This window comes from Roseburia sp. AF22-2LB (genome assembly GCF_003461125.1).
In the GTDB taxonomy this organism is placed as follows: domain Bacteria; phylum Bacillota; class Clostridia; order Lachnospirales; family Lachnospiraceae; genus Roseburia_C; species Roseburia_C amylophila.
In genome coordinates, this window is record NZ_QTWM01000001.1 from 62,749 (window position 1) to 76,250 (window position 13,502).

The 13,502-nt window shown below is 39.7% G+C and carries 11 protein-coding genes; all 11 read left to right on the forward strand.

Going from position 1 to position 13,502, the window contains the following annotated elements:
* Window positions 1-130 precede the first annotated feature (130 nt).
* A complete protein-coding gene (locus tag DWX96_RS00295; RefSeq protein ID WP_117841460.1) occupies window positions 131-1,159 on the forward strand; it encodes a LacI family DNA-binding transcriptional regulator in 1,029 nt (342 codons plus the stop codon).
* Between the two features lie 113 nt (window positions 1,160-1,272).
* Window positions 1,273-2,982 carry a sugar phosphorylase gene (locus DWX96_RS00300; protein WP_118056675.1) on the forward strand — a complete coding sequence of 570 codons (1,710 nt, stop codon included), beginning with the start codon at window positions 1,273-1,275 and terminating at the stop codon, window positions 2,980-2,982.
* The gene (locus DWX96_RS00305) at window positions 2,979-4,313 is read left to right on the forward strand and encodes an ABC transporter substrate-binding protein (protein ID WP_118056674.1); all 1,335 of its coding nucleotides are present in this window, start codon (window positions 2,979-2,981) and stop codon (window positions 4,311-4,313) included. The genes DWX96_RS00300 and DWX96_RS00305 overlap by 4 nt, the downstream gene beginning before the upstream one ends.
* A 79-nt stretch (window positions 4,314-4,392) precedes the next feature.
* Window positions 4,393-5,274, forward strand: a complete 882-nt coding sequence (locus tag DWX96_RS00310; protein ID WP_118056728.1) for a carbohydrate ABC transporter permease — start codon at window positions 4,393-4,395, stop codon at window positions 5,272-5,274.
* Complete coding sequence (locus tag DWX96_RS00315) at window positions 5,258-6,112, forward strand: carbohydrate ABC transporter permease (protein ID WP_242986059.1); 855 nt, start codon at window positions 5,258-5,260, stop codon at window positions 6,110-6,112. Before DWX96_RS00310 ends, DWX96_RS00315 begins: the two co-directional genes overlap by 17 nt.
* Before the next feature lie 23 nt (window positions 6,113-6,135).
* Entirely contained in the window at window positions 6,136-7,191 is a 1,056-nt protein-coding gene (locus DWX96_RS00320) for a zinc-dependent alcohol dehydrogenase (RefSeq protein WP_118056673.1), read from the forward strand.
* A gap of 32 nt (window positions 7,192-7,223) precedes the next feature.
* On the forward strand, window positions 7,224-8,015 hold the full coding sequence (locus DWX96_RS00325) for a sugar phosphate isomerase/epimerase family protein (protein ID WP_117697271.1): 792 nt from the start codon (window positions 7,224-7,226) through the stop codon (window positions 8,013-8,015).
* A gap of 34 nt (window positions 8,016-8,049) precedes the next feature.
* Entirely contained in the window at window positions 8,050-9,096 is a 1,047-nt protein-coding gene (locus DWX96_RS00330; protein ID WP_118056672.1) for a Gfo/Idh/MocA family protein, read from the forward strand.
* Between the two features lie 9 nt (window positions 9,097-9,105).
* Window positions 9,106-11,412 carry a glycosyl hydrolase family 65 protein gene (locus DWX96_RS00335; RefSeq protein ID WP_118056671.1) on the forward strand — a complete coding sequence of 769 codons (2,307 nt, stop codon included), beginning with the start codon at window positions 9,106-9,108 and terminating at the stop codon, window positions 11,410-11,412.
* 4 nt (window positions 11,413-11,416) lie between these two features.
* Window positions 11,417-12,049 carry a beta-phosphoglucomutase gene (pgmB, locus tag DWX96_RS00340; RefSeq protein WP_118056670.1) on the forward strand — a complete coding sequence of 211 codons (633 nt, stop codon included), beginning with the start codon at window positions 11,417-11,419 and terminating at the stop codon, window positions 12,047-12,049.
* Window positions 12,050-12,067: 18 nt separating this feature from the next.
* Window positions 12,068-13,216, forward strand: coding sequence for a glycerate kinase family protein (locus DWX96_RS00345; protein WP_118056669.1), 1,149 nt, complete (start codon window positions 12,068-12,070; stop codon window positions 13,214-13,216).
* Window positions 13,217-13,502: the final 286 nt, after the last annotated feature.

Here is a 13,502-nt window from a genome sequence, read left to right on the forward strand (position 1 = left end):
TTGGATAGATTGAACAAAAATAAAAAATACATTTTGTGTATAATTTCATGAAGAGAGATGTTGACGAAATCACTAACATTATGTATAATGACAACGTAAGACAAAGAAAGATGGGTTGTGAAAAGTGCATATGACAACGAAAGACAATAAGAAGAAATCAAGTAATGTAACAATAGTGGATGTGGCGGATATGTGTGGAGTTTCCGTAAAAACAGTATCAAGAGTTGTAAATCAGGACTCTAATGTATCGGAGCGCACCCGAAAAAAAGTATTAGATGCAATTAAGGAAACGGGATATCAGGTAAATATGTTTGCCCGGGGATTGAAAGGACAGAAAACCAATATAATCATGATATTTACCGACCGGCATGGAGAAGAACATTTGAGCAACTGGCATACTTTGATGCTGAAATACCTTTTCCGCTATGCAAAAGAAAGTGGAATGAAGGTTGTGATGTCACCATCTAACAGTACAAGGTGTATTGATGATGATACAGACGGATTTACTCTGCTGGCAAATGGAATGGCAGATGGCGCAATCCTGCTGGAAAATGTACACAGTGACCCGAGGGCAGTATATTTCCGGGAACACAATATTCCGTATGTAATGTTTGGAGAACCGGATGATGATGAGACCTACGCCGTCAGTCTGGATAACTATCAGGTAGGATATAAAGGCGGTGAATATCTGACTGGCTGCAGATACCGCAATATAGCATTTTTGGTCGGAGAAGCAAAGTTCTTATCTACACAGAACCGTATAAAAGGATTTGAAGATTCCGTAAAAGGAAAAGAGGGAAAATACAGAGTTTATTCTGGTGTAAATTCCATACAGCTTGCGTATGAAAAAGCCAATGAATTGCTGGCAGAGGGAAATGTGGACGCTTTCTTCATATCAGGAGATGAAAGAGCACTCGGTGTTTATCAGGCAATACATGAACATGGGCTGAGGATTCCAGAAGATGTTGCGGTATTAGGTGTAGACAATATTCCGATTGGAAAATATTATTATCCAAGAATATCAACAATTGATCAGAACTTTGAACAATTGGCAAAAGAGTGTATTGACCGGCTGGTAAAATTAATTAGAGGTGAAAAAATAGAAGGTGGAAAAGTGATAGAGTTCCAGCCTGAAGTATTAGAAAGGGAGTCAACATAATGAAAGGCCGGAGAAAAATCTCCGGCACACACAATATATTTTTTTACCACAAAATGACAACGTTGTCAACAAATAACAAAATTGTTCAATAACCTGATACATAGGAGAAAATTATGCGACAGGAACTGGAAAAAGAATTAAGAGAATTATATAGACAGATATATGGAGAAAAGGAAGCAGAACAGCTGTTGAAGGATGTGGATGAATTGATAAAAAATAGTCCGCAGAAGAATACAAAGCAATGGCTTACACAGAAAGACGCAGTTCTGATTACTTATGGTGATTCTATCATAGATAAAGAAGAAGCGGGACTTAAAGCATTAAATGATTTTTTGAAAAAGCATGTAGCGGATGCTATCAGTATAGTACATATTCTGCCGATGTTTCCCTATACATCAGATGATGGCTTTTCGGTGAGCGATTACAGAAAAGTAAATCCGGCACTGGGTGACTGGGAAGATGTAAACAGACTTGGTGAATCGTATGATTTAATGTTTGATGCAGTAATTAATCACTGTTCAAAATCAAATGAATGGTTTCAAAAATGTTTAAAAGGAGAAAAACCATATAAAGACTTTTTTATAGAAGCAGATCCAAAAGCTGATTACAGCAAAGTGACCAGACCAAGAGCACTTCCTTTGCTGACAGAATTTGACACTAAGGAAGGGAAAAAGAGCTATTGGACAACGTTTAGCACAGATCAGATTGACTTAAATTATCAGAGTATTGATTTATACAAAGAAATCTTATCTATTCTTTTGTACTATACACAGAATGGTGCAAGAATGATTCGGCTGGATGCAATTGGTTTTTTGTGGAAAGAACTTGGAACAACATGTATGCATCTGCCACAGACACATAAGGTGGTGCAGAGTTTCCGCAAAATTTTAGATGAAGCAGCACCGGGAACATTGATTATTACGGAGACAAATGTGCCTCATAAAGAAAATATCAGTTATTTTGGTGAGGGCGAAAAAGAAGCACATATGGTATACCAGTTTCCACTGCCACCATTGGTTATGTTTTCGATTCTTACAGGGAACTCTGAAAAATTAATAGAATGGGCAAAAAATTTATCGGAACCACCGGTGGGATGCACTTATTTTAATTTCTTGAGTTCCCATGATGGAATTGGTGTCCGTCCGGTAGAGGGAATATTAACGAAGGAAGAAATTCAGCTTATGGTTGATGCAACTCTTCGGAATGGCGGAGAAGTCTCTTATAAAGATAATGGAGACGGAACAAAAAGTCCATATGAATTAAATATCAATTATCAGGATGCACTTGCCTCCCCGGAAGATTCGGATGAGATCAGAATAAAAAGATTTCTTGCAGCAGAAACAATTTTACTTAGTATGCAGGGACTTCCTGCAATTTATATTCATAGTCTTCTGGGTTCCAGAAATGATTATTATGATAAGGCAGTATCTGGAATTTACAGAAGAATAAACCGGGAACAGCTGGACGTAAGCAGGCTGGAGAGACAGCTTACAGAAGAAACAAACCGGAAGAAAATATTCGAAGAACTAATCCGGAGAATTAATATCCGGAAAGAACATCCGGCATTTGCGCCGGAGGCAAAACAGGAAGTAATCCAGACTTCTTCCAAGGTCTTTCACATCAGAAGATTTACGGAGGAAGAACGGCTTACCATATATATTAATATTTCAGAGGAAGTGTGGCAGAGTGGTGAGAATGAAGTGAGTGGAAAAAATCTTCTGACCGGTAAGGAGATAAAAGGAACACTTGTACTTTCTGGCTATGAAGCAGCATGGATTCTGGAAAATAACTCACACAATAAAGGAAAAGGAGAAGGAATATGAAGAAGAAAATTTTAAGCATGATGTTAGTAGCAGCAATGACCGTTGGAACATTGGCTGGCTGCGGCAGCAATTCAGGAAATGGAAATTCTGAAAAAGGAACAGATACGACAGCAGATGCAGGAGAAGAGGTTACTATCCAGTTTATGCATATGCAGGTAGAGCAGGAAAGACAGGATGTAATTGCAAAACTGATTGAAGAGTTTGAAGCAGAGAATCCTGGAATTAAAGTAGAACAGATGCCTACAAATGAGGATGATTATGATACAAAAATCACATCCCTTGGTGGAACCGGTGTACTTCCGGCAGTTATGGAATTCTCACAGGATCAGGCAAAGACAAGTGTAACGAATGATTTTATTGATTTGGAAGCAAATAAAGAGGTTATTGACGGAAAAGGTGAAGATGCTTTCTTTGATGGAGCATTAAACGTAATTAAAACAGAAGATGGAAATGACTATGTTGGAGTTCCTGTTTCCGGATGGGTACAGGGAATCTGGTGTAATACAGCAATGTTAAAGGAAAAAGGATTTGATGTACCTCAGAACTGGGATGATGTATTAGAAATTGCAAAAGCATTTTATAATCCGGACAACAAACAGTACGGAATTGCATTACCTACATCAGAATCTGCATTTAGTGAACAGGTATTTTCACAGTTCGCAATTTCCAATGGAGCAAATGTATTTGATGCAGATGGAAATGTAACCATTGATACACCGGAAATGAAAGAAGCATTAGATTTCTATAAAGAGCTTTCATCTTATTCTATGCCGGGTTCTACTGAAGTTGCAGATGTAAAAGATGCATTTATAAATCAGAATGCACCATTATGCCTGTATTCTACTTATATTTTAAGTGCTGTTCAGGAAGCAGGTTTCCTGGATGATGTAGAACTGGCATTACCAAATAAGACACAGCAGGCAGCATATGGTTGTGTTATCGTATTATCCATTGCTTCCGGATTAAGTGATGCAGAGAAAGCAGCAGCAGAGAAATTTGTATCCTTTATGCTGGAAAAAGAAAACAATGAATCCTGGCTTCTGATGGCTCCTGGCGGAATCCAGCCGGTATTAAGTGAAGTAGCAGAAGATGCAGCATACAAAGAGAACGAAGCAATTGTCCCACTGGCACATCTCTTAGATGAAGTTGGAGTAGCATTTGATAATCTTCAGTTATTTGGATGTGTAGATGGTAAAAATTACATGGTAATGGGTGATGTTACCAACAAAGGAATTTTAAGCAAGATGATTAATAACGTAGTAGTACAGGGAAGTGACTCTCAGACAGAGCTGACAAATGCTCAGGCAGAAGTTGAAACAATGCTGAAATAAGAAGAAAGACATGGAAGGGGCACAGGTTATTATGTGCCCCGGAAATGTCAACACTTTCCCGATAAATGAGGTAGAAAAGATGAGGAAAAGAAGAGCATTAAGCGATACAAAATTTGCATATCTGCTGTTAGCCCCAAGTTTGATTCTGCTGGCAGCATTAATTGGCTATCCAATGCTTTATAACATTTATATCAGTGTTCTGGACGTTCCGGTAAACCCACGTAAGCCTTCTGTATTTGTGGGATTAGATAATTATATATCTGTATTAACGGATCCATCCTTTTATCACAGTGTAATTACAACACTTGTGTTTACATTTGTAGTAGTTGTACTTAGTACGGTAGTTGGACTTGCAATGGCGTGCTTTTTGAACCGTAAATTTGTAGGTAAAAAACTGGTAAATTCTTTAATAATATTGTCTTATGTAATTCCGTCGGTGTGTCTGATTTTTGCCTGGCGTTATATGTTCAATAATATTTATGGAATTATAAATTATATTGTGGTGGATGTGTTACATCTTGCAAAAGAGGTGCCGCTTTGGTTTGACCAGCCGGTCAGTGCTTTTATACTGGCTGCACTGTTTTGTATCTGGCGCTTCTTCTCATATGCATATCTTTCTTTTACTGCAATTCTTCAGACCATTGATAAATCATTGTATGAAGCAGCAGATATAGATGGAGCAACAGCATGGCAGAAGTTTAAGGTGGTAACATACCCGGCATTAAAATCAACAATGGTTACCGTAGTAAGCCTGCGTATCATCTGGGTTTTCTATATTTATGCAGAAGTATATCTGTTGACGAAACAGGTAGATGTTATCGGTGTATATCTGTATGACATGGCATTTGCAACACATGATTTTGGAAAGGCAGCTGCAATATCATTACTGTTGTTTGTACTGATATTTGCATGTGTAATAATGGTTAGAAAGGTGGTGCTCCGCAGTGAGAAAGAGGAATAGGAATGCGAGAAAAATTCGTAAGAATATCGTCTTTTATGTAATACTCATTGCAGTTCTGGCGGTATTAGTATTTCCAATGATTATGATGCTGAGCATCTCTCTGAAAGAAACTTCAGAGACAATTGGATATCCACCGACAATAATACCAAGAAGTTTTACATTAAAGCATTTTGCAGACATATTTAATGAGAGTATTTTTCCGTTTATGAAGTATTTTAAAAACAGTATGTACATAGCGTTGATTACATCAGTGCTGGTAGTGTTCCTTGGAATCTTAGGAGGCTATGCACTGGCAAGACTTCGCTTTAAAGGGAAAAATGTAATGACAGAAATGTTTTTCTTTGTATATATGTTTTCCGGAATTTTATTGATTGTACCATTATATAAGATGCTTGCATCTATCGGATTACGAAATACAAGGGAAGCGGTAATTATCTGTATGATTATCCAGACATTGCCGACAGCTATTTACATGACACGAAGTTATTTTGAAACTGTGCCATATGAGCTGGAAGAGGCAGGAAGGGTAGATGGTTTGTCGCGAATGGGCATTATTTTCCGCATTATGACACCGTTATCCATTCCGGGTCTGATTTCCGTATTTGTATATGCGTTTATGATTGCATGGAATGATGTATTATTTGCATCCATATTCTTAGATTCACCGGATAAATTGACGATTACAATCGGATTGAATTCACTGTTTAATACACCGGATTATATCTGGGGCAGAATGATGGCAGCATCGCTTGTAACTTCACTGCCGATTGTAATTATGTATGCATTTAGTCAGAACCTCATAAAGAGCGGCGCAACCGAAGGCGGCGTGAAAGGTTAATATAGGAAAAGGAGAATATTAATATGAAAAAATTAGTCGCAACAGCCCCAAGAGAGGCAAAACTGGTAGAGTATGAAGACAGACCAATCGCATCAGACGAAGTAAAGGTAAAGGTTGAGTTTGCAGCCCCAAAGCATGGAACAGAGCTGGCAGATTTTCGTGGAACCACTCCTTTTATTGATGGAAAATTTGATGATGAGTGGAGAATGTTTGTACAAAGAGATAAAGAGGAACCTAGAGGAATTGTCTTTGGGGATTTACCACTTGGAAATATGTTTGTTGGAACCATTATCGAAGCAGGAGCAGATGTTACTGAATATAAAGTAGGTGACAGAGTATGTTCTTATGGACAGATTAAGGAGACCCAGATTGTAAAAGCAGTCAATAATTATAAGCTCCGTAAAATGAAACCGACAGATTCTGCAGCAAATGCAGTATGCTATGACCCTGCTCAGTTTGCTTTGGCATCGGTCCGTGATGCGGAAGTAAGACCGGGAGACTGTGTAGCAGTTATTGGTCTTGGCGCCATTGGTCTGATTGCATTACAGCTTGCAGTAAAAGCTGGTGCAGCAGTTGTAATTGGTGTAGACCCGATTGAACATCGTAGAGAAGTAGCAAAGAAAATGGGCGCTCATTTCACCTTTGATCCGACACAGTGTGATGTTGGTTATGAAATTAAAAAAGCAACCGGAAAAATGGGTGCAGATGGAATTATTGAAACCAGTGGAAGCATGCAGGCATTACAGTCCGCATTAAAAGGAGTTGCATACAATGGAACCATTGCCTATGCAGCATTTGCAAAACCATTTCCGGCAGGTCTCTGGTTAGGACAGGAAGGTCATTTTAATCAGGCAAAAATTGTATTTTCCAGAGCCTGCTCAGAGCCATTGCCAGAATATCCAAGATGGACAAGAAAGAGAATTGAAGATGTGGTATGGAATATGCTGATGAATGGATATTTAGATTGCCGTGATATTGTATATCCGATTATTTCATTTGAAGAAAGTGCAGAAGGATTCTGCAGATATGTAGACAGAGAACCGGATAAGAGCATCAAGCTTGGTGTAACATTTAAATAACAAAGGGCTTTATTGAAAAGGAGGAACAGAATATGTTACTTGGAACACAGGATAGAGACTTTTTTCCAGAAGATTTAGTTGGGAAACTTACATTTGCAAAAGAAATGGGATTCGAATGCTTTGAAATCGATGGAAAAGTTCTGATGGAACAGAAGGATGAATTAAAAGAGGCAATCAAAGAGTCAGGACTTCCGGTATCTTCTGCATGCGGTGGATATCGTGGCTGGATTGGTGACTTTATAGAAGAGCGTCGTCTCAATGGAATTGCAGATTTGAAAGTTATTTTAAAGAATATTGCAGAAGTAGGTGGAACAGGCGTTGTTGTTCCGGCAGCATGGGGTATGTTTACCTATCGTCTGCCACCTATGGTTTCACCAAGAAGTCATGAAGGTGATGTAAAAGCCATCCAGGATTCCCTGAAAGAACTGGATCCGGTAGCCGGAGAATATGGTGTGAAAATTTATCTTGAACCGTTAAACCGTTACCAGGATCATATGTTAAATACGACCAAAGACGGTGTAGACATGATTGACATGGGACATTTCAAAAATGTCCAGATTACAGCAGATTTTTATCATATGTCCATTGAAGAGGATGATATTTCTGAGACCTTAAGAAAATACAAAGATTATATCGGTCATGTACATATTGCAGAAAATCATCGTTATCAGCCGGGTACCGGTTCTATTGATTTTAAACGTCATATGCAGACATTAAAAGAAATCGGATTTGATGGTGCTGTAGTAAATGAAGGAAGAATCCGTGGAGAGAATCCACTGGAAGCATATCAGAAATCAGTAACTTATATGAAACAGTTTATTTAAAGACAGATATACATGACAGAAGGGAAGAAAGAGAATGGAAGAAAAGAAAGTAATTCGAGCCGCAATTATAGGATCAGGTCAGATTGCAAGAACTTCCCATATTCCGGCATACCGTTCAATGGAAAATGTGGAAATCGTGGCAGTAAGTGATGCAAATGAGGCAGCTGCACAAAGGCTTGCAGAGGATTTTGATATTCCTGCATATTATCAGGACAGCACCAGAATGCTTCGGGAAGTAAAATCGGATGTAGTGAGCATTTGTGTTCCAAATAAATTTCACTATCCACTGACAATAGAAGCTTTAAATGCCGGCTGTCATGTATTTTGTGAGAAACCTCCTGCAATGAACCCAAAGGAAGCTTTGGAAATGTGCCAGCTTGCAGAAAAGAATGGATTGCTTCTTACCTACGATTTTCATTTCCGGCAAGGAAGAAATACAGCAATTGCCAAAGAGAAAATTGATAAAGGTGACTTGGGAACAGTGTATTATACCAAAGCTTCCTGGGTGCGCAGAAGAGGAATCCCGGGATGGGGATGTTTTACCAATCGTGAAATGCAGGGCGGTGGGCCGCTCATTGATATTGGAGCCCATATGTTAGATCTTGCATGTTATCTTCTGGATTATCCGGAAATAGCATATGTGTGTGCAGGCAGCTTTGACAAAATCGGAAAGACTGGAAGAAAAGGAATTATGGGAGAATGGAATCCGGATAAATATAGTGTGGAAGACAGTTTGTTTGGATTCATCAGTTTTACTGACGGAAGAGTTATGCAGCTGGAGACAGCTTTTGCATTAAATATAAAAGAAAAGGATAAGCGGAATGTTGAACTTTGTGGAGAAAAGAGTGGACTATCACTTTTTCCACTGGAGATTTATCAGGGTGCAGAAATGAGCAATACAGCATTTCCGTTTATTGAAGATATGGAACTTCATACAAAGGCTTTATATAATTTTATAAAGGCGGTAAGAGGTGAAGAAAAATTGCTGGTAACAGCAGAACAAGGCTATTATGTGCAGAGATTAATCGATGCATTGTATCGTTCAGCGGAGAGTGGAGAACCTGTCATGCTGGAAGAATAGGAGTGGAGTATGTTCTATTATCAACCAATCAAAAATAAAGAGGGGCTTTGGCTGGCGGAAGAGCATTATAACAGACGTTACATAGCAAAAACAGAATCAGTATTTGCACAGAGCAATGGTCACTTTGGAGTCAGGGCAATGCTGGAGTTGAGAGGCATTGATGCAACTCCCGGTATGTTTGTGAGCGGATTATACCAGAAAGCACAGGATGGTGAAGTAACAGAACTTGTGAACTGTCCTGATGTGGTAGAATTAGGCATGTATATACAGGGAGAGTCAGTGAACCTTGACAATGTCCGGGTAGAGGAATTTCAAAGAAAATTAAATCTTTATACCGGGGAACTGTGGATAAATATTCTGTTCCGGACACAAAACGGACTACGTTTTCTACTCCGGTCAAAACGTTTTGCAGCAGATTTTGAAAAAACCCTGTTTTACCATAAGACAGAAGTAACATTGCTGGATGGAAATAAGACAACAGTTACATTTGAATATGGAATTAATGGACAGATAACCAATTCCGGAACTTCTCATTTTCAAAAAACAGAATGCAGAGTCTATGGAAAAGAGATTATGGCATATCATGGCGCACTGCAGGATGATGGACTGGAAATACTGACAGGAACCTGTTTTGAAAAAAATCAGGAACAGCAGGACTGCTCCTATCATTTAAAGAGACGCAGTATCTACGCCAAAAACAGCATCTTAATGGAAAAGGGAGATGCGATAACTCTGTTTCGAATTTCTCATATACAGGAAGATTCCGCAGAATGTAAAGATGTTCTGGAAGAAAAATTAGAAAAAATACAGCAGCAGTTAAAGCGTGGATATGAGCAGGCAATAGCAAACCAGAAAAAAAGTATGGAAGGGTTCTGCCAAAGAGCTGCAATTGAAATTGATGGAGCCAGTCTGCAGGAAAAGGCAGGAATTGCATTTGCACAGTATCAGATGTATGGCATGGATCCGGCTTATACCAACCGGTATAGCATAGGGGCAAAAGGGTTAACCGGTGAAGGTTATAAAGGACATGTATTCTGGGATACAGAATTGTTCATCCTGCCATTTTTTGTCGCTGAGTTTCCGGAGGCGGCAAGAAAGTTATTGGAGTACCGCTATAGAGGAAAAGCCGGTGCAAAAAGAAAAGCAGAAGATTATGGCTTTCAGGGATTTATGTATCCCTGGGAATGTGCAAAGGATGGCTTTGAAGAAACACCGCTTTATGCAGCGTTAAATATACATACCGGTAAGGCAAATAAAGTATGGTCGGGTATCAAAGAGCATCATGTAACCGCAGATATTGCATTTGCAATAAGCCGTTATTATTATTGGAGTAATGACAGGGAGTTTTTGAATCAGTATGGAACAGAAATACTTTGTGAAACAGCAAATTTCTGGGTGTCCAGAGCAGAAGAACGGAATGAAAGACTGGAAATTCTCAATATCATCGGACCGGATGAATATAATGAGCATATTGATAATAATGCTTATACCAATTATATGGCGGCATATAATGTAAAACTTGCCCTGAAAGCATCCAAGGAAACATTGGATAGTCCATATGTTAAAAAGATGAAGGAAAATGGAACCCTGAAAGTCATGCAGGAAAAGTGGCAGTATTTTCTGGAACACATTTACCTTCCAAAGCCGGATAAAAATGGAATTATTCCGCAAGATGATGCATTTCTTGGCAAAGAAGAATTAAAGGATATTGAAAAATACAGACAATCACCTGTGAAACAATCCGTTTTGCTGGATTATTCCAGAGATGAAGTGGTAGATATGCAGGTATTGAAACAGGCAGATTTAGTAATGCTGTTTACACTTTTTCCGGGACTGTTTCCAGCAGATGTTGTAAAGAAAAATGTTCTGTTTTATGAAAAAAGGACTTTGCATGATTCCTCCTTAAGTTATTGCGCCCATGCACAGATTTGCGCAGAAATAGGGGAGATGGAGATGGCAGAAAGATTTTTTGCCAAGGCATTGGAAACGGATTTATGCGACAACCCGCAGGATTCTGTAGATGGTATTCATGCAGCATCCTTAGGCGGAATCTGGAAATGTGTTATTGCAGGATTTGCAGGAGTATCCTGTGATGAAGATGGTATTATATTAGCTCCACATCTTTTGGGACACTGGAATTCCATAAAATTTTCTGTTATGGTGCAAGGACAAAAAATGGACTGCTTTATGGATAAAGAAAATATTTCGCTCCATTTATGTAACAGCGGAAAAAGCAAGGAACCGGTAACCATAAAAGTCCAGGGAAAAAAATATATTCTGAAAGATGACCTGCATTTGAAATATGGAAAGGAATAAGGATATGAAGGCAATCATATTTGATCTGGATGGAGTATTGGTGCATACAGACCAGTATCATTATCAGGCATGGAAAAGTCTTGCAGATGAATTAAATCTTCCGTTTGATGAAAAGAAAAATGACAGACTGCGTGGAATCAGCCGTATGGAGAGTCTTGAGATTGTATTAGAAGACTCAGATAAGACTTACACCAATGAAGAGAAGGAGCATATGGCAGAAAAGAAAAATGAAATATACCGCCGGTTATTATCACAGATGACTCCACAGGATGTGAAAGCTGAAGTAAGGGAAGCGTTATCACGGTTAAAAAGTATGGGTTATCTTCTTGCGGTCGGTTCCTCCAGCAAAAATGCAAAATATATTCTGGAGAGAACGGCATTGACGGGATATTTTGATGCAATTTCAGACGGAAATGGATTACAGCATTCCAAACCGAATCCGGAAGTTTTTTTGAAGGCAGCAGATATGCTGTTGGTGAGACCGGAACTCTGTTATGTGGTAGAAGATGCAGAGGCTGGTATACAGGCAGCAAAAGCAGCCGGAATGGTGGCAATTGCCATAGGCAGTGCTGCGAAATGTAATATTTCAGACTTTTCAATTCATGATTTTTGTGACATACTTCAGGTAGTAGAATAAGCAAATGAGGAAAATCCAATGAAAGTAATCGTAGCAATAGATTCATTAAAAGGCAGTTTAAGTTCCTTAGAGGCGGGAAAAGCAGTGGAAGATGGTATTAAAAAAGCAATACCAACAGCAGAAGTTATGATAAAGCCGGTTGCAGATGGTGGAGAAGGAACAGTAACAGCCCTGACCACTGGATTGCAGGGCAGTCTGGAAAAGGTAGCGGTAACAGGTCCCCTTGGACAGAAGGTCGAGGCAGCGTATGGTATCCTGCCGGATAAAACAGCAGTCATTGAAATGGCAGAAGCCGCCGGACTGCCACTGGTGCCGGTGGATAAACGAAATCCAATGGAAACCACTACTTATGGTGTGGGGGAACTGATAAGCCATGCCATGGACAGAGGCTGCCGTAAGTTTATCGTTGGAATTGGCGGCAGTGCCACCAATGATGGCGGTGCCGGAATGCTGCAGGCATTAGGCTGTCATTTTTATAAAAAAGATGGAATCGAAATAGGATTTGGAGCAAAAGAACTGAAAGACCTGGAAACGATAGATACGGAGGCGTTGGATAAGAGGCTGAAAGAATGTACCTTTGAAATAGCCTGTGATGTGACAAATCCATTATGTGGCACAACAGGTGCCAGCGCTGTGTTTGCACCACAGAAGGGTGCAGATGAAGCAATGCTGGTAAAACTGGATGAGGCGTTATCTCATTTTGCTGATGTATCAGAAAAGGCTTTAGGAGTAGACAACCGGAACATGCCGGGAGCCGGAGCAGCAGGCGGACTGGGCTTCGCATTTGCATCTTATCTGGGCGGGGATTTACGTCCGGGCGTAGAGATAGTATTAGATGCGGTATTGCCGGAGAAAGAATTAAGTGAAGCTGATATCGTAGTGACCGGAGAAGGAAGATTTGACGGACAGACTGCTATGGGAAAAGCGCCGGTTGGAATTGCAAAGCGGGCAAAAGAAAAGGGCTGCATGGTACTGGTATTTGCCGGAAGCATTGAACCGCAGGGCGTCCGGAAAGTGCAGGATGAAATGCAGCTTATCGATGGAGCATTTCCAATTTTGCCGGGTGTGATGACATTGGAAGAAGCCATGCAGAAGACTGTGGCATATGAGAATATGAGCTATACGGCAGAGCAGGTATTCCGGGTGATTGGAAATTGTCAGAAGTGACGAAATTTTCCGGTATAATTTGGCAAATATTACGGCTTGTAATTGCTGGATTTGCATGGTACCATAAATATATCAATTGAGAACAAGATTGTAACTCCTTGGAGGCATTACTTGTACAGCTTTTCGTTGTATGGTGCCAAAGAGGAGCTTTTTTGTTGCAGCAAATGGAAATTTCCGAGAGGATTGTTATCCTGGAAACAGGAGCATTACCCAAAGGACATAGTAAAGCGCGTGCTATGTGTTTTGGGTATTTTTTGTTAAAAATGATTGTTATAAAACGAGGCAG

What these genes read in the sequence shown, in the direction of transcription:
- DWX96_RS00295 (WP_117841460.1), top strand. Translation starts at nt 131, where the DNA reads ATGACAACGAAAGACAATAAGAAGAAATCAAGTAATGTAACAATAGTG.
- DWX96_RS00300 (WP_118056675.1), top strand. Translation starts at nt 1,273, where the DNA reads ATGCGACAGGAACTGGAAAAAGAATTAAGAGAATTATATAGACAGATA.
- DWX96_RS00305 (WP_118056674.1), top strand. Translation starts at nt 2,979, where the DNA reads ATGAAGAAGAAAATTTTAAGCATGATGTTAGTAGCAGCAATGACCGTT.
- DWX96_RS00345 (WP_118056669.1), top strand. Translation starts at nt 12,068, where the DNA reads ATGAAAGTAATCGTAGCAATAGATTCATTAAAAGGCAGTTTAAGTTCC.
- DWX96_RS00335 (WP_118056671.1), top strand. Translation starts at nt 9,106, where the DNA reads ATGTTCTATTATCAACCAATCAAAAATAAAGAGGGGCTTTGGCTGGCG.
- pgmB (WP_118056670.1), top strand. Translation starts at nt 11,417, where the DNA reads ATGAAGGCAATCATATTTGATCTGGATGGAGTATTGGTGCATACAGAC.
- DWX96_RS00325 (WP_117697271.1), top strand. Translation starts at nt 7,224, where the DNA reads ATGTTACTTGGAACACAGGATAGAGACTTTTTTCCAGAAGATTTAGTT.
- DWX96_RS00320 (WP_118056673.1), top strand. Translation starts at nt 6,136, where the DNA reads ATGAAAAAATTAGTCGCAACAGCCCCAAGAGAGGCAAAACTGGTAGAG.
- DWX96_RS00310 (WP_118056728.1), top strand. Translation starts at nt 4,393, where the DNA reads ATGAGGAAAAGAAGAGCATTAAGCGATACAAAATTTGCATATCTGCTG.
- DWX96_RS00330 (WP_118056672.1), top strand. Translation starts at nt 8,050, where the DNA reads ATGGAAGAAAAGAAAGTAATTCGAGCCGCAATTATAGGATCAGGTCAG.